General features: G+C 69.3%; 10 protein-coding genes and 2 pseudogenes. All 12 read left to right on the plus strand.

What is annotated here, in order from left to right; genetic code table 11:
* Nucleotides 1-84 precede the first annotated feature (84 nt).
* On the plus strand, nt 85-1122 hold the full coding sequence (locus LRS07_RS04310; RefSeq protein ID WP_409450627.1) for a pilus assembly protein PilM: 1038 nt from the start codon (nt 85-87) through the stop codon (nt 1120-1122).
* Nucleotides 1119-1730 carry a PilN domain-containing protein gene (locus LRS07_RS04315; RefSeq protein WP_260500774.1) on the plus strand — a complete coding sequence of 204 codons (612 nt, stop codon included), beginning with the start codon at nt 1119-1121 and terminating at the stop codon, nt 1728-1730. Before LRS07_RS04310 ends, LRS07_RS04315 begins: the two co-directional genes overlap by 4 nt.
* A gap of 15 nt (nt 1731-1745) precedes the next feature.
* Complete coding sequence (locus LRS07_RS04320) at nt 1746-2441, plus strand: type IV pilus inner membrane component PilO (RefSeq protein WP_260500775.1); 696 nt, start codon at nt 1746-1748, stop codon at nt 2439-2441.
* Complete coding sequence (locus LRS07_RS04325) at nt 2438-2986, plus strand: pilus assembly protein PilP (protein ID WP_260500776.1); 549 nt, start codon at nt 2438-2440, stop codon at nt 2984-2986. Before LRS07_RS04320 ends, LRS07_RS04325 begins: the two co-directional genes overlap by 4 nt.
* Before the next feature lie 17 nt (nt 2987-3003).
* A complete protein-coding gene (locus LRS07_RS04330) occupies nt 3004-5184 on the plus strand; it encodes a type IV pilus secretin PilQ (protein ID WP_260500777.1) in 2181 nt (726 codons plus the stop codon).
* A gap of 52 nt (nt 5185-5236) precedes the next feature.
* Entirely contained in the window at nt 5237-7186 is a 1950-nt protein-coding gene (locus tag LRS07_RS04335) for a beta strand repeat-containing protein (RefSeq protein WP_260500778.1), read from the plus strand.
* A 39-nt stretch (nt 7187-7225) separates the two neighbouring features.
* A pseudogene (locus tag LRS07_RS04340) lies at nt 7226-7740 on the plus strand (shikimate kinase).
* Between the two features lie 80 nt (nt 7741-7820).
* Nucleotides 7821-8884: pseudogene (gene aroB / locus LRS07_RS04345) on the plus strand (3-dehydroquinate synthase).
* 25 nt (nt 8885-8909) lie between these two features.
* The gene (locus LRS07_RS04350; protein WP_260500779.1) at nt 8910-10091 is read left to right on the plus strand and encodes a deoxyguanosinetriphosphate triphosphohydrolase; all 1182 of its coding nucleotides are present in this window, start codon (nt 8910-8912) and stop codon (nt 10089-10091) included.
* Entirely contained in the window at nt 10091-10789 is a 699-nt protein-coding gene (locus LRS07_RS04355; RefSeq protein ID WP_260500780.1) for a transposase, read from the plus strand. Before LRS07_RS04350 ends, LRS07_RS04355 begins: the two co-directional genes overlap by 1 nt.
* Nucleotides 10790-10905: 116 nt before the next feature.
* Nucleotides 10906-15660 carry a glutamate synthase-related protein gene (locus LRS07_RS04360; protein ID WP_260500781.1) on the plus strand — a complete coding sequence of 1585 codons (4755 nt, stop codon included), beginning with the start codon at nt 10906-10908 and terminating at the stop codon, nt 15658-15660.
* 78 nt (nt 15661-15738) lie between these two features.
* Complete coding sequence (locus LRS07_RS04365) at nt 15739-17205, plus strand: glutamate synthase subunit beta (protein ID WP_260500782.1); 1467 nt, start codon at nt 15739-15741, stop codon at nt 17203-17205.
* Nucleotides 17206-17353: the final 148 nt, after the last annotated feature.

The following is a 17353-nucleotide window of genomic DNA, read 5'->3' on the forward strand; positions in this document are numbered from 1 at the left end:
CAGTTGTGCGACGTTTTGCACGACTGCCTGGAGGGGCGCCGCTTGAGCTTTCTGGACACATTGCTGGGTCGCAAGCACCCGCCGATGATCGGTCTGGACATCAGCTCGTCGAGCGTCAAGCTGGTCGAACTGGACCAGACGGCGGGCGGCGAGGTGGTTCTGGAGCGTTTCGCCTCCGAACCCTTTGAACAGGGCTGGATCACCGACGGCCAGATCGAGAAGTTCGACGAGGTGGCCGACGCCGTGCGGCGGCTGGTGCAGAAGTGCGGGACCAGGACGAAGAACGTGGCGATGGCGATGCCCCAGTCGGCCGTCATCACCAAGAAGATCATGCTGCCCGCCGGCCTGCGCGAGGACGAGATGGAGCTGCAGGTCGAGTCCGAGGCCAACCAGTACATCCCCTTCTCGCTCGACGAGGTGAGCCTGGACTTCAGCGTCATCGGTCCCAGTGCCAGCTCGGCCGGCGACGTCGAGGTGCTGATCGCCGCGTCGCGCAAGGACCGCGTGCAGGACCGGCAGGGCCTGGCCGAAGCGGCCGGCCTGAAGCCGGTCATCCTCGACATCGAATCGCATGCGTCCCGGCTGGCGATGGGCCGCGTCATCGGCGCGCTGCCCAACGCGGGCAAGGACGCACTGGTCGCGCTCTTCGAGATCGGCGCCGACACCACCAGCCTCAAGGTGCTGCGCGACGACGAGATGCTGTACGACCGCGACCAGGCCTTCGGCGGGTCGCAGCTCACGCACCTGATCTCGCGCCAGTACGGCTTCTCGTACGAGGAGGCCGAGCACAAGAAGCTGGCCGGCGACCTGCCCGAGGACTACGAGGGCGGCATCCTGGAGCCGTTCGTGGACAGCCTGTCGCAGGAGATCGGCCGCGCGCTGCAGTACTTCTTCACCAGCACGCCGCACCACAAGGTGCACTACGTGATGCTGGCCGGCGGCACCGCGACCCTGCCCGGCCTGAAGGACCGGGTGACCGAGCTGACCGGCTTCGCGTCGATGGTGGTCAATCCGTTCGACAACATGAAGCTGGGCCGCAGCGTGCGCGAGTCCAAGCTGCGCCGAGAGGCGGCCTCCTACCTGACCGCCTGCGGCCTGGCGATGCGGAGATTCGTGCAGTGATCCTCATCAACCTGCTGCCGCACCGCGAAGAGCGGCGCAAGCGCCGCAAGGCGGCCTTCTACACCGGCATCGGCATCTCGGTGCTGGCCGGCGCCGCCATCACCGGCGTCTGGTACACGGTGCTGCAGCAGCTGATCGACGGCCAGCAGCAGCGCAACACCTTCTTGACGGCCGAGATCGCCAAGCTCGACACGCAGATCAAGGAAGTCGCCAACCTCAAGTCCGAGATCGAGGCGCTGAAGGCGCGCCAGAAGGCGGTGGAGGACCTGCAGACCGACCGCAACATCCCCGTCTACCTGCTCAACGAGCTGGTGCGGCAGACGCCGGAGGGCGTCTACCTCACCTCCATCAAGCAGAGCGAGCAGGTGGTGTCGGTGACCGGCGTCGCGCAGACCAACGAGCGCGTCAGCGAGTTCCTGCGCAACGCGCTCTACAACTCGCCCTGGCTGGAGCGGCCCGAGCTGGTGGAGATCAAGGCCGCCAACGTGACGACCGCCGGCCGCGACCAGCGCCGGCTGTTCGACTTTTCCATGCGCCTGACGCTGAAGCGCCCCGGCGCCGCCGCGGCGGCCGCCGCCGCGTCCGCCCCGGCGGCGCGCAAGTCCTGACGGGAAGACGGCGCCATGGCGACCTCCAGCAAGACACCCCGCAGCTTCGAGCTGACCCGATGGTTCGAGGACGCGCAGGGCCAGTTCCGCGGCCTCAACATGAACGAGCCCGGCCAGTGGCCGCTGCTGCCCAAGCTGGCCGCCTTCTCGGCGGTGGCGTTGGTGGCGGTGATCGCCGGCTGGTTCGGCCTCGTCTCGGCCACCGCCGACGAACTGGAGGCCGAGCGCAACCGCGAGCCCGCGCTGAAGACCGACTACCGCAGCAAGCTGGTGCAGGCCGTCAACCTGGCCGAATTGGTCAAGCAGAAGCAGCAGGTTCAGGAGTACGTGACCCAGCTTGAGAAGCAGCTGCCCGGCAAGGCCGAGATGGACGCGCTGCTGTCGGACATCAACCAGGCGGGCCTCGGCCGCGGCCTGCAGTTCGAGCTGTTCCGGCCGGGCCAGGTGGCGGTGAAGGACTACTACGCCGAGCTGCCGATCGCCATCCGCGTGTCGGGCCGCTACCACGACGTCGGCGCCTTCGCCGCCGACGTGGCCAACCTCTCGCGCATCGTGACGCTGCACAACCTCAGCGTGCAGCCGGCGACGGCGAAGGACGCCAACGGCATGCTGAGCATGGACGCCACCGCCCGCACCTACCGCTACCTCGACGAGGCGGAGCAGGCGGCGCAGCGCAAGTCGGCGGCCGCGGCCAAGGGAGCGAAGAAATGAGCGCGCGGCGTCGTGTGGCGGTGCTGTCCGCCGCCCTGCTGGTCGCCGGTCTGGCCGGCTGCAGCGCGGACGAGGACGAACTGCAGCAGTGGATGGAGCAGCAGCGCCGCGAGGTCAAGCCGAACGTTCCGCCACTGGTGCCGCCGAAGAAGTTCACGCCGGAGCCCTATGCGACGGCCGAAGGGGTCGAACCGTTCAGCGCGCAGAAGCTGACGGTGGCCATCAAGCAGGAAGCGCGTCAGCCCAGCTCGCTGCTCGCCGGCGAGATGAACCGCCGGCGCGAACCGCTGGAGGCCTTCCCGCTGGACAGCATGACCATGGTGGGCAGCGTCGCCAAAGAAGGACGGCCCCAGGCGCTGCTGCGGGTGGACAACCTGCTCTACCAGGTGAAGGTGGGCGACTACATGGGCCAGAACTACGGCCGCGTCACCCGCATCACCGAGACCGAGGTGGCGCTGCGCGAGATCGTGCAGGACGCCGCCGGCGAATGGATCGAACGCATGACGACCCTGCAATTGCAGGAGCAGCAGGGGCGAGCACGATGACACACACGAGGGGCACCATGAGGAACTGGCGCAGTGCCGTCTTCGCCATGCTGGTCGGCCTGGCGCTGCCCGGCAGCGGCTGGGCGCAAGCGATGATCCAGTCGATCACCAGCCAGCAGCAGGGCGGCAGCGAACTGCTGCGCATCGAGCTGAGCGAACCGCTGGCCGCCGTGCCGGCCGGCTTCGCCACGCAGGCGCCACCGCGCATCGCGCTCGACTTGCCCAACGTCGCCAGCGCGCTGGGCCGGCCGAACGTCGAGCTGAACCAGGGCAACCTGCGTTCGGTCAGCGTGGCACAGGCCGGCGAGCGCACCCGCCTCGTGCTGAACCTCAAGCAGGCGGCGACCTACACCACGCGCCTCGAGGGCAAGACGCTGCTCGTGGTGCTGACATCGCCGACGGTTGCCGCCTCGACCGGCACGCCGGCCGAGCACTTCGCCCCCAGCCTGAACCAGGATCCGCAGGCGCTGCGAGACGTCGACTTCCGCCGCGGCAACGACGGTGCCGGCCGTGTCATGGTCTCGCTGCCGAGCAACCAGATCGGTGTCGACATCCGCCAGCAGGGCCAGACGCTGGTGGTGGAGTTCCTGCGCACCAGCGTGCCGGAGCCGATGCGCCGCCGACTGGACGTGACCGACTTCGGCACGCCGGTGCAGACCATCACCACCACCCAATCCGGCGACCGCGTGCGCATGGTCATCCAGCCGCGCGGCAACTGGGAGCACAGCGCCTACCAGAGCGACAACCAGTTCGTCGTCGAGGTGCGCCCCCTCGCGGTGGACCCGAACAAGCTGGTGCAGGGCCCCGGCTTCAGCGGCGAGAAGCTCAGTCTGAACTTCCAGAACATCGAGGTGCGGGCGCTGCTGCAGGTCATCGCCGACTTCACCAACTTCAACGTCGTGACCAGCGACACCGTCACCGGCAACGTCACCCTGCGGCTGAAGGACGTGCCGTGGGACCAGGCGCTGGACATCATCCTGCAGGCCAAGGGCCTGGGCGTGCGCAAGACCGGCAACGTGCTGTGGATCGCGCCCAAGGATGAACTGCTGGCCAAGGAACAGGTGGAGCTGGAGGCGAAGAAGAAGATCTCCGACCTGGAACCGGTGCGCACGCAGGCCTTCCAGCTCAACTACACCAAGGCGCAGGACGTGGCCAACGGCCTGCTCGGCCGGGTGGCCGGTGCGCCGGGTGGCGGCGCTGCCGTCGCGGCCCCGTTGCCCGGCGTGACGGGCGCCCAGTCGTCGGTCACCCGCATCCTCTCGCCGCGCGGCAGCGTGTTCTTCGAGGCGCGCACCAACCAGCTCTTCGTCTCCGACATCCCGTCGAAGCTGGAGGAGGTGCAGGCCCTGATCACCCGCATCGACATCCCGGTGCGCCAGGTGCTGATCGAGGCACGCATCGTCGAGGCCGACGACACCTTCGGCCGATCGCTCGGTGCCCGCCTCGGCGCCGCCGACAACCGCGGCCTGCAGGGCGGCATCCCCGGCTACAACATCGGCGGCAGCAACTACGTGACCATCGGCGGCAACTACAGCGCCGTCGGCTACCAGACCGGCCAGTCGCCGCAGGTGGACTTCACCAACACGCAGTTCGTCAACCTGCCGGCCAACGCGGGCGCGCTCGGTGCGGCCAATGCCGCCAACTTCGCCATCTCGCTGTTCAGCCCAACGGCCAACCGCTTCCTGAACCTGGAGCTGTCGGCGCTGGAGGCCGAGGGCCGCGGCAAGATCGTCTCCAGCCCGCGCGTCATCACGGCCAACCAGATCAAGGCGCTGATCGAGCAGGGTGAGGAGCTGCCCTACCAGGCCGGCACCTCCAGCGGCGCCACGCAGATCCAGTTCCGCAAGGCCAACCTGAAGCTCGAGGTGGTGCCGCAGATCACCCCGGAAGGCAACCTGATCCTCGACGTCGACGTCAACAAGGACAGCGTCGGCCGCGTCACCAACGCCGGCTTCGCCATCAACACCAAGCACGTGCAGACGCAGGTGCTGGTGGAGAACGGCGGTACCGTCGTGATCGGCGGCATCTTCACCGTCACCGAGCGCAACGACGTCAACAAGGTCCCCCTTCTGGGCGATGTGCCGGTGGTGGGCAACCTCTTCAAAAATACGACGCGTCAGCAGAACAAGACCGAGCTGTTGATCTTCATCACGCCGAAGGTGGTGACGGACAATCGGTCGACGGCGGCGCTGCGTTGAACGCCACGTCGTCGGTCTTCGAACAATGCAATGTCGAGGTGAGGGCAAGCTCATGATGGGAACGTGGCTCAAGCGCGGCCTGGCGGCCGTGCTGGTGGCAGCGGTGGCCGCCTGCGGCGGTGGCGGCGGCAGCGCCGGGACGCCGTCGCTGGGGGCGCCGACGGGCGGGACGCCCTCGTCCAGCAGCGGTGCCGCCACCATCGACGTGGTTGCGGACAGCACGGCGGTGGGCAGTGGCGGTGTTCCGGTGACCATCACCGCGACGGTGAAGGGCGCGGGCAACACCAGCCTGGCATCGGCTCCGATCAGCTTCGTGACCAGCAGCGGCACGGTCAGCGACTATCCGGCGACGACCAACGCCTCCGGCGTGGCGACCGCCAAGTTCTCGGTCGGCGCCGACAAGAGCAACCGAACGGCCACCATCACCGTCACCTCGGGCAGCGTGACGGGCACGGTGGCGGTGGACATCAACGGCACCACGCTGGCCTATTCCGGCCCCACGACGCTGCAGATCGGCGGCACGGCCACCCTCAGCGCCAAGCTGGCCGATTCCAATGGCGCAGCGATCTCCGGCAGGCCTGTCGCGATCACGAGCAGCCTGGGCAACGGCCTGTCCGTCGCCACGGCGACCACGGATGCGGCGGGCAATGTCAGCGTGACCTACACGGCCACCAATTCCGGTGCGGACAAGATCACCTTCTCGGCGCTGGGCGCCACGGTGGCGCCCACAATAACCGTCAGCGGCGAGGACTTCGGCATCATCACCCCGGCCACCGCGGGTCAGGCCATTCCGATCGGAACGGCGCAAACGATCACCGCCCGCTACCGCATCAATGGGGCCCCGGCGTCGGGTCCGTATGCGGTGCGTTTCACCTCCACCGCGGGCAGTTTCTCGCCCGCAGGCGCGGCCTCCGGCGTGACCCTGGTCGGCGGCGTGGCGTCGGCGGACTTGCAATCCACCTTTGCCGGCCCCGCCACGGTCCAGGCCGAACTGATCAACACCACGACCACCGCCGTGTTGGCCAAGGCGACGGTCGCGGTGCAGTTCGTCGCCGACACGCCCAACACCCTGACCCTGCAATCGACACCCACTGCGTTGGGCACCAACAGCGCGGGTTCGACGGCCAAGCAAGCGCTGGTGCGCGCCACGGTGGTCGATGCCAATGGCAACCCGGTGCAGGGCAAGACGGTGAACTTTTCCCGTGTCGCCGACCCGAGCGGGGGCAACCTCAGCCAGGCGTCGGCGTTGACCGATGCCAACGGCCAGGCGTCGGTGCAGTACATCGCCGGCGCCACCGCGACCTCGGCCAACGCCGTGCGGTTGCGCGCGACGGTGGCCGGCACGTCGGTGCAGGGCGATGTCACGCTCACCGTCAACCAGAGCGCCCTCTTCGTGGCGCTGGGCACCGGCAACACCATCACCAACCTGGCCGGCAGCAACGACACCATCTACGTGAAGAACTGGACCGTGTACGTGACCGACGCCAGCGGGGCGCCGGTGCCAAGTCAAACGGTCACCATTTCGCTGTTGCCCAATCGCTACCGCAAGGGCAGCTACATCCTGTCGGGCGACGACTACGTCTACGGCCCCTGGGACGGTGTCACCCTGACCGCGGACGGCTACCTCCCGGCCGGCAGCTACATCTCCTGCGCGAACGAGGACACCGACTACAGCGGCGTGCTCACCGGAGCGAAGGACACGAACGGCAGCAATCGTCTGGAGCCCGGCAACGTCATCACCTTCACCAACAACAGCAGCGTCACGACGGTGACCACCGACGCCAACGGCTTCGCCTACGTCGACCTGAAGTACGCCGAGTCCTACGCCTCCTGGGTGGAGGTGACGCTCAGGGGCAGTGCGACCGTCGCGGGCACCGAGTCGTCGAACCAGTCGACCTTCTGGGTGGTGGGCCTGCGGTCGGACTTCACCAAGACGGGTGGCCCGCCGGCCGGCTTGGTCAGTCCGTTTGGCCAAAGGCCAAGCTGCAGCCAGGTCAACTGAGGCCGTTGCCACGGAGGTCGCCTGATCACCCTCATCGGCATGCCCGGCGGCGGCAAGTCCACCGTCGGGCGTCACCTGGCGCGGCAGCTCCACCGGTCCTTCGTCGACGCCGACACCGAGGTGGAGAAGCGCCTCGGCATGCCGATCCGTGACTTTTTGCGGCCGAAGGCGAGGCCCGCTTCCGCGACATCGAGCAGCAGGTGCTGGCCGCGCTGGCGGCGGACGGTGGCGGGCGGGTGCTGGCCACCGGGGGCGGCGCGGTGCTGCGCGAGGCCAACCGGCGCGTCCTGCGTGCCGCCGGCAGCGTCGTCTACCTGCGGTCCTCGCCGGAGGAACTGTTCCGGCGGTTGCGCCACGACACCCAGCGCCCGCTGCTGCAGGTGCCCGACCCGCTGCGCAAGCTGCGCGAGCTCTACCATCAGCGCGACCCGCTGTACCGGGAATGCGCGCACTTCGTCATCGAGACCGGCCGGCCGTCGGTGCCGGCGCTGGTGCACATGATCCAGATGCAGCTGGACATGGCGGCGCTGTCGAACGAGCCGCCGGGCGGCTGAGCGCCCCCGCACGGCCGCGTTTCTTACACTGGCGGCATGACCGCTGTGCCCCCCCCCGCGCCTCGACCGAGGTCGTCGGCATTCCGCTCGGCGACCGGGCCTACGACATCCTGGTCGGCAGCCGCCTGTTGGGGGATCCGGCGAGTTACGAAGGCCTGCCCAAGGCCGGCACGGCGCTGATCGTCAGCAACACCACCGTCGCACCGCTGTACGCGCAGACCTTGCAGGCGGCGCTGGCGCCCCACTACAAGCGGGTGCTGCAGCTGGCCCTGCCGGACGGCGAGTCGCACAAGGACTGGCCGACCCTGAACCGCGTCTTCGACACGCTGCTGGAGGGGGTGCCGACCGCCGCACCGTGCTGTTCGCCCTCGGCGGCGGCGTGGTGGGCGACATGACCGGCTTCGCCGCGGCCTGCTTCATGCGCGGGGTGCCCTTCGTGCAGGTGCCGACCACGCTGCTGGCGCAGGTGGACTCGTCGGTGGGCGGCAAGACCGGCATCAACCACCCGCTGGGCAAGAACATGGTGGGCGCGTTCTACCAGCCGCAGCGCGTGGTCTGCGACCTCGACACGCTGGACACGCTGCCCGCGCGCGAGCTGTCGGCGGGCCTGGCCGAGGTGATCAAGTACGGCCCCATCGCCGACATGGCGCTGCTCGACTGGACCGAGCGGAACATCGGCGCCCTGCGGCGGCGCGACAAGGACGCCCTGCGCCACGCGGTGCGCCGCTCCTGCGAGATCAAGGCGGCGGTCGTCGGAGCCGACGAGCGCGAGGGCGGGCTGCGCGCCGTCCTCAACTTCGGCCACACCTTCGGCCACGCCATCGAAGCCGGCCTGGGGTACGGCGAATGGCTGCACGGCGAGGCGGTGGGCTGCGGCATGGTGATGGCCGCCGACCTGTCGGCGAGGCTGGGCCTGGTGCCCGCGGCGTTCGTGCAGCGGCTGCGCACGTTGATCGAGGCGGCGGGCCTGCCGGTGCGCGGCCCGGCGCTGGGTGCCGACCGCTGGCTGCAGTTGATGCGGCTCGACAAGAAGGCGCAGGACGGCGAGATCCGCTTCGTGGTGATCGAGTCGCCCGGCCGGGCCGCCATGCGGCCGGCGCCGGACGCGCTGGTGCGCGAGGTCATCGCCGCCCACGCCGGCTGACCGGCCAGGCTTCCTTCCGCCCACCATGCAGACCGCGCTCGCCCCCTGGGCTTGCGACCCCGCGCGCAGCCGGGGCCGTCGCCGGCCCGAGCCGCCGGCGCGCGACCGCAACGACTTCCAGCGCGACCGCGACCGCATCGTCCACAGCACCGCCTTCCGCCGGCTGGTCTACAAGACGCAGGTCTTCATCAACCACGAGGGCGACCTGTTCCGCACCCGGCTCACGCATTCGCTGGAGGTGGCGCAACTTGCGCGTTCGGTGGCGCGGTCGCTCCGGCTGCACGAGGACCTGGTCGAAGCCATCGCCCTGGCCCACGACCTCGGCCACACGCCGTTCGGCCATGCCGGCCAGGACGCGCTGCACGCCTGCATGCGCGGACAGGGCGGCTTCGAGCACAACCTGCAGAGCCTGCGGGTGGTCGACCGCCTGGAGCAGCGCTACGCCGACTTCGACGGCCTGAACCTGTGCTTCGAGACGCGCGAGGGCATCCTCAAACACTGCTCGGCCGGCCATGCCCGGGCGCTGGAGGCGGCCGAGCCCGGCGGCGTCGGCCGGCGCTTCCTCGACGGCCACCAGCCCTCGCTGGAGGCGCAGGTGGCCAACCTGGCCGATGAGATCGCCTACAACGTACACGACATCGACGACGGTGTTCGCTCGGGCCTGCTCACCGAGTCTCAGCTGGCCGGGCAGGTGCCGCTGTTCGATCGCTGCCGTGTCGCGGCGCTGGCCGAACACCCCGCGCTGGCGTCCCCGGCGCTGGCCAAGCGGCTGCTGGCCGAAACCCTGCGCCGCATGCTGTCGGCCCAGGTGCACGACCTGATCGAGGCCACCGCCGAACGGCTGCGCGAGGCGGCCCCGGCCGACGTCGACGGCGTGCGGCAGCATCGGCCGCTGGTGTGCTTCAGCGTCGCCATGCGCGCCGAGGTCGACGGGCTCAAGCGCTTCCTGCTGCACGGCCTCTATCGCCATCCGCAGGTGCTGCGCATGACCGACGCCGCCCGGCGCACGGTGGCCGAGCTGTTCGACGCCTACCGCCGGGCGCCGGGCGAACTGCCGCCCGACCACCGCGAACGGGCCGACCCCGCGCGCGCGGTGGCCGACTATGTCGCCGGCATGACGGACCGCTTCGCGATCCGCGAGCACCGGCGGTTGACGGGGCGCATGCACTTTGATGGGGACCTGGTGCAGCGTCCCGGGGAGTTCTGATGGCGCGGCTGCCGCGGCTGGCGGTGGCCGGCCTGGCCCATTGCGTGGCGCTGCGCGGTCACAGCGGTCGGCCGATCGCCGAGGACGACCACGACCGGCAGGCGGCGATCGACATGCTGCGCGAGGCGGCCGGGGTCACCGGCGTGGCGGTGCACGGCTACGCGCTGCTCACCGAGTCGCTGTGGCTGCTGGTGACGCCGCCGGAGGGGCCCGCGCTCGGGCGCACGCTGCAGAGCTTCGGCCGCCGGTACGTGTCGGCGTTCAACCGCCGCCATGGTGCCCGCGGCACCCTGTGGGAGGGCCGCTACCGCGCCACGGTGGTCGACGATGAGCGGGTGCTGGGCGCCCTGCGCCACCTGGACCTCGCGGCGGTGCATGCCGGGCTGGCTGCCACGGCCGCCGACTGGCCCTGGAGCAGTGCGATGGCCCACCTCGGCGTCCGGCGAGACCCGCTGCTGGCGCCGCACGCCCGCTACTGGGGCCTGGGGAACACCCCCTTCGAACGGGAGGCGGCGTACCGCGCGTGGCTGGCCGAAGGCGAGTCGCAGGACGACGCGCGTGCGCTGGAGAGCGCCACCTTGCACGGCTGGGCGTACGGCTCCGCCGCCTTCGTCTCGGCGCTCCAGGCCGCGACGGCCCGGCCCTTGCTTCCGCGAGCGCCCGGACGCCCGCGCGGAAAGAAGACTGTCCCCGTTTAGAGATTTAATTCTGCGGGGCTGGTGATCAAAGGTGTCTGACCCCATTTGATATCGGTTGAGCGCGCTCGTTTGCTCGGGTACGCTTGCGCGTTAACCCCAGTGCCCCGGAGCTTCCCATGCACGACGCCCTCGCCGGACCTTCTCAAGCCGAACGTGACCTATTCGAAGGGCAGGGCCTGTACGACCCGAAGAACGAGCGCGACGCCTGCGGCGTCGGCTTCGTCGCCCACATCAAGGGCCAGAAGGCGCATTCCATCATCCAGCAGGGCCTGAAGATCCTGGAGAACCTGGACCACCGCGGCGCGGTGGGGGCCGACGCGCTGATGGGCGACGGCGCCGGCATCCTGATCCAGATCCCCGACGAGTTCTTCCGCGCCGAGATGGCGGCGCAAGGCGTCGAGCTGCCGGCGCCCGGCGAGTACGGCGTGGGCATGATCTTCTTGCCGAAGGAGCATGCCTCTCGGCTGGCCTGCGAGCAGGAACTGGAACGGGCGGTCAAGGCCGAGGGCCAGGTGCTGCTCGGCTGGCGCGACGTGCCGGTGGACCGGGACATGCCGATGAGCCCGGCCGTGCGCGCCAAGGAGCCGGTGATCCGCCAGATCTTCATCGGCCGCGGCCCCGACGTCATCGTGCCGGATGCGCTGGAACGCAAGCTCTACGTCATCCGCAAGACGGCCTCGCGCGCCATCCAGAACCTGCAGCTGACGCACGGCCGCGAGTACTACGTGCCCAGCATGAGCTGCCGCACCATCATCTACAAGGGCCTGCTGCTGGCCGACCAGGTGGGCCAGTACTACCTGGACCTGCGCGACCCGCGCGCCGTGTCGGCCCTCGGCCTGGTGCACCAGCGCTTCTCGACCAACACCTTCCCGGAGTGGCCGCTGGCGCACCCCTACCGGATGGTCGCGCACAACGGCGAGATCAACACCGTCAAGGGGAACTTTAACTGGATGCGCGCCCGCGAGAGCGTGATGAAGTCGCCGGTGCTGGGCGACGACCTGACCAAGCTGTACCCCATCAGCTTCGAGGGCCAGAGCGACACCGCCACCTTCGACAACGCGCTCGAGCTGCTGACCATGGCCGGCTACCCGCTGGCGCAGGCGGCGATGATGATGATTCCCGAGGCCTGGGAGCAGCACGAGGGCATGGACGAGCGCCGCCGCGCGTTCTACGAGTACCACGCCGCCATGCTGGAGCCCTGGGACGGTCCGGCCGCGATGGTCTTCACCGACGGGCGGCAGATCGGCGCCACGCTCGACCGCAACGGCCTGCGCCCGGCACGCTACCTCGTCACCGACGACGACCTGGTGGTGATGGCGTCGGAGTCCGGCGTGCTGCCGTTCCCTGAGAACAAGATTGTCAAGAAGTGGCGCCTGCAGCCGGGCAAGATGTTCCTCATCGACTTCGAGCAGGGCCGCATCGTCGACGACGAGGAGCTGAAGAACCAGTTCGCGGCCGCCAAGCCCTACCGGCAGTGGATCGAGAACGTGCGCATCAAGCTCGACACGTTGGACGTGCCGGGCGAGCCGCTGCAGTTCAAGGAAACGCTGCTCGACCGGCAGCAGGCCTTCGGCTACACCCAGGAGGACATCAAGTTCCTGCTTTCGCCCATGGCCCAGGCCGGCGAGGAGGGCATCGGCTCGATGGGCAACGACAGCCCGCTGGCGGTGCTGTCGAGCAAGAACAAGCCGCTGTACAACTACTTCAAGCAGCTGTTCGCCCAGGTCACCAACCCGCCGATCGACCCGATCCGCGAGGCCATCGTGATGAGCCTGAACAGCTTCATCGGCCCGCGTCCCAACCTGCTGGACATCAACGCGGTCAACCCGCCGATGCGGCTGGAGGTGACCCAGCCCATCCTCGACTTCGACGACATGGCGCGGCTGCGCGCCATCGAGGCGCACACCTCCGGCAAGTTCAAGAGCTACGAGCTGGACATCACCTACCCGGTGGGCTGGGGACACGAGGGGGTCGAGGCCAAGCTGGCCTCACTGTGCGCCGAGGTGGTGGACGCCATCAAGGGCGGCCACAACATCATCATCGTCACCGACCGCCACATGGACCGCGACCGCGTCGCGATTCCGGCGCTGCTGGCGCTGTCGGCGGTGCACCAGCACCTGGTGCGCGAGGGCCTGCGCGCCACCGCCGGCCTGGTGGTGGAGACCGGCTCGGCGCGTGAGGTGCACCACTTCGCGGTGCTCGCCGGCTACGGCGCGGAAGCCGTCCACCCCTACCTGGCGATGGAGACGCTGGCGTCGCTGCACAAGGACCTGCCGGGCGACCTGTCGGCGGACAAGGCGATCTACCACTACGTCAAGGCCATCGGCAAGGGACTGTCGAAGATCATGTCCAAGATGGGCGTGTCGACCTACATGTCCTATTGCGGCGCCCAGCTGTTCGAGGCCATCGGCTTCAACCGCGACCTGGTGGACAAGTACTTCCGCGGCACCGCCTCGCAGATCGGCGGCATCGGCGTCTTCGAGGTGGCGGAGGAGGCGCTTCGCATGCACCGCGACGCCTTCGGCGACGACCCGCTGCTCGAAGGCATGCTGGACGCCGGCGGCGAGTACGCCTGGCGTGTCCGCGGCGAGGAGCACATGTGGACGCCGGACGCGATCGCCAAGCTGCAGCACAGCACGCGGGCGAACACCTTCGACACCTACAAGGAATACGCCCAGATCATCAACGACCAGTCGCGCCGGCACATGACGCTGCGCGGCCTGTTCGAGTTCAAGGTCGACCCGGCCAAGGCCATTCCCATCGAGGAGGTCGAACCGGCGGCCGAGATCGTCAGGCGCTTCGCCACCGGCGCCATGTCGCTGGGCTCGATCTCCACCGAGGCCCATTCGACGCTGGCCATCGCGATGAACCGCATCGGCGGCAAGTCCAACACCGGCGAGGGCGGCGAGGACCCGGCGCGCTACCGCAACGAGTTGAAGGGCATCCGGATCACCGCCGGCACCAAGGTGTCGGACGTGGTCGGCAGCAAGGTCATCGCCGTCGACTACACCCTGAAGGAAGGCGACAGCCTGCGCTCAAAGATCAAGCAGGTGGCGTCGGGCCGGTTCGGCGTGACCACCGAGTACCTGGTCAGCGCCGACCAGATCCAGATCAAGATGGCGCAGGGCGCCAAGCCCGGCGAGGGCGGCCAGCTGCCTGGCGGCAAGGTCAGCGAGTACATCGGCTTCCTGCGCTACAGCGTGCCGGGCGTGGGCCTGATCAGCCCGCCGCCGCACCACGACATCTACTCGATCGAGGACCTCGCGCAGCTCATCCACGACCTGAAGAACGCCAACCCGCGGGCCGACATCAGCGTCAAGCTGGTCTCCGAGGTGGGCGTGGGCACCATCGCCGCGGGCGTGGCCAAGTGCAAGGCCGACCATGTGGTGATCGCCGGCCACGACGGCGGCACCGGCGCCTCGCCCTGGTCGTCGATCAAGCACGCCGGCACGCCGTGGGAGCTGGGCCTGGCCGAGACGCAGCAGACCCTGGTGCTCAACCGCCTGCGCAGCCGCATCCGGGTGCAGGCCGACGGCCAGATGAAGACCGGCCGCGACGTGGTCATCGGCGCGCTGCTGGGCGCCGACGAGTTCGGCTTCGCCACCGCGCCGCTGGTGGTCGAGGGCTGCATCATGATGCGCAAGTGCCACCTCAACACCTGCCCGGTGGGCGTGGCCACGCAGGACCCGGTGCTGCGCGCCAAGTTCACCGGCCAGCCCGAGCACGTCGTCAACTTCTTCTTCTTCGTGGCGGAGGAAGCGCGCCAGATCATGGCCCAGCTGGGCATCCGCAAGTTCGACGACCTCATCGGCCGGGCCGACCTGCTGGACACCAAGAAGGGCATCGCCCACTGGAAGGCGCGCGGCCTGGACTTCAGCCGGGTGTTCTGGCAGCCCGACGGCCCCTCGCCGCTGGCGCGCCACCACATGGACCAGCAGGACCACCGGCTGGCCTCGGCGCTGGACATGCGGCTGATCGAGAAGTGCCAGCCGGCGATTCAGCGCGGTGAGCGGGTGCAGCTCATCGAGCAGGTGCGCAACATCAACCGCACGGTGGGCGCGATGCTGTCGGGCGAGCTGGTGCGGCATCGGCCGGAGGGCCTGCCCGACGACACCGTGTTCATCCAGATGGAAGGCACCGGCGGCCAGAGCTTCGGCGCCTTCCTGGCCCGGGGCATCACGCTGTACCTGATCGGCGACGCCAACGACTACACCGGCAAGGGCCTGTCCGGCGGGCGCGTCGTGGTGCGGCCGTCGATCGACTTCCGTGGCGACACGACGAAGAACATCATCGTCGGCAACACCGTGCTGTACGGCGCCACCAGCGGCGAGGCCTTCTTCCGCGGCGTGGCCGGCGAGCGGTTCGCGGTGCGGCTGTCCGGCGCCTCGGCGGTGGTCGAAGGCACCGGCGACCATGGCTGCGAGTACATGACCGGCGGCACCGTGGTCGTGCTGGGCAAGACCGGCCGCAACTTCGCCGCCGGCATGTCCGGCGGGGTGGCCTATGTCTACGACGAGGATGGCAGCTTCGCCCAGCGCTGCAACACCAGCATGGTGGCGTTGGAGAAGCTGCTGCCCGAGAAGGAACAGCCCGGCGAGGCGGCCACCTGGCACCTGCAGGCGGCCGACGAGCTGATCCTGAAGAAGAAGATCGAGGACCACCACCGCTGGACCGGCTCGCTGCGCGCCCGCGAGATCCTCGACCACTGGGCGGCCAGCCTGCCGAAGTTCGTCAAGGTGTTCCCGCACGAGTACAAGCGCGCCTTGGGCGAGATGAAGGGCGAAGCCAAGCCGGTGCCCGCGCCCGCGGCCAAACCGGCCGAGGCGCCGAAGGCCAAGGCCAAGGGCGGCAAGACGGTCGCCGCCAAGTAACTGGAGCCCCCGCCGCGGCGCTGGCCGCGGCGGCCCCCGAGGGCTGGGCCTCGAACGACACGACACGGACACATCGCCATGGGAAAAGTCACCGGCTTCCTGGAGTACGACCGGCTGGAGGAGGGTTACGAGCCCGTCGAGCTGCGGCTGAAGAACTACAAGGAATTCGTCATCGGCCTGAACGCCGAGCAGGCGCGCATCCAGGGCGCGCGCTGCATGGACTGCGGCACGCCCTTCTGCAACAGCGGCTGCCCGGTCAACAACATCATCCCGGACTTCAACGACCTGGTGTACCGCAACGACTGGCTCAACGCCATCCGCGTGCTGCACACCACCAACAACTTCCCCGAGTTCACCGGCCGCATCTGCCCCGCCCCCTGCGAGGCGGCCTGCACCCTGAACGTCAACGACGATCCGGTGGGCATCAAGTCCATCGAGCACGCCATCGCCGACCGTGCGTGGGAAGAAGGCTGGGTCAAGCCGCAGCCGGCCAAGGTCAAGACCGGCAAGACCGTGGCGGTGGTCGGCTCCGGCCCGGCCGGCCTGGCGGCCGCGCAGCAGCTGGCCCGCGCCGGCCATGACGTCACCGTGTTCGAGAAGAACAGCCGCATCGGTGGCCTGCTGCGCTACGGCATCCCCGACTTCAAGATGGAGAAGTCGCACATCGACCGTCGGGTGAAGCAGATGGAAGGCGAGGGCGTGGTCTTCCGCACCGGCGTGCTGGTCGGCGCGATGCCCGAGGGCAGCAAGGTCACCAACCACGCGCAGACCACCATCAGCGCCGACGAACTGAAGGCCCGGTTCGACGCCGTGCTGCTCACCGGCGGCTCGGAGGTCTCGCGCGACCTGCCGGTGCCCGGCCGCGACCTGGCCGGCATCCACTTCGCGATGGAGTTCCTGCCGCAGCAGAACCGCGTCGTCGCCGGCGACGCCGTGCCCGACCAGATCATGGCCACCGGCAAGCACGTCATCGTCATCGGTGGCGGCGACACCGGCAGCGACTGTGTGGGCACCAGCAACCGCCACGGTGCGAAGAGCGTGACGCAGTTCGAGCTGATGCCCATGCCGCCCGAGACCGAGGACAAGCCGCTGACCTGGCCCTACTGGCCGTACAAGCTGCGCACCTCCTCCAGCCACGAGGAGGGCTGCGAGCGCGAGTTCGCGATCGCCACCAAGGAGTTCCTCGGCGAGGGCGGCAAGGTCACCGGCGTGAAGACGGTGCGGGTGGAGTGGCAGGGCGGCAAGATGGTCGAGGTGCCCGGCAGCGAGCAGGTGCTCAAGGCCGACCTGGTGCTGCTGGCCATGGGCTTCGTGCAACCGGTCGGCAGCGTGCTCGACGCCTTCGGCGTGGCCAAGGACAACCGCGGCAATGCCCGCGCCGGCACCGAGGCCGCCGGCGGCTACCGCACCAACGTCGACAAGGTGTTCGCCGCCGGGGACATGCGCCGCGGCCAGAGCCTGGTGGTCTGGGCCATCCGCGAAGGCCGCCAGGCCGCGCGGGCGGTGGACGAGCACCTGATGGGCGAGAGCGACCTGCCGCGCTGAGTCGCCGCTGCACCGTTCACGGCGGACGCGGGCTTCGGGCCCGCGTTTCTCTTTGTGTCTGCGCCGCCGCTCATCGGCTGTCAAGGACCGCTCTTCGGCGGCCGCCGGCCAGCTGCGAAATCCGACACGGCGAGGATGAGGGGGGGTG

The sequence above is a fragment of the Aquabacterium sp. J223 genome (assembly GCF_024666615.1).
Lineage (GTDB): Bacteria > Pseudomonadota > Gammaproteobacteria > Burkholderiales > Burkholderiaceae_C > J223.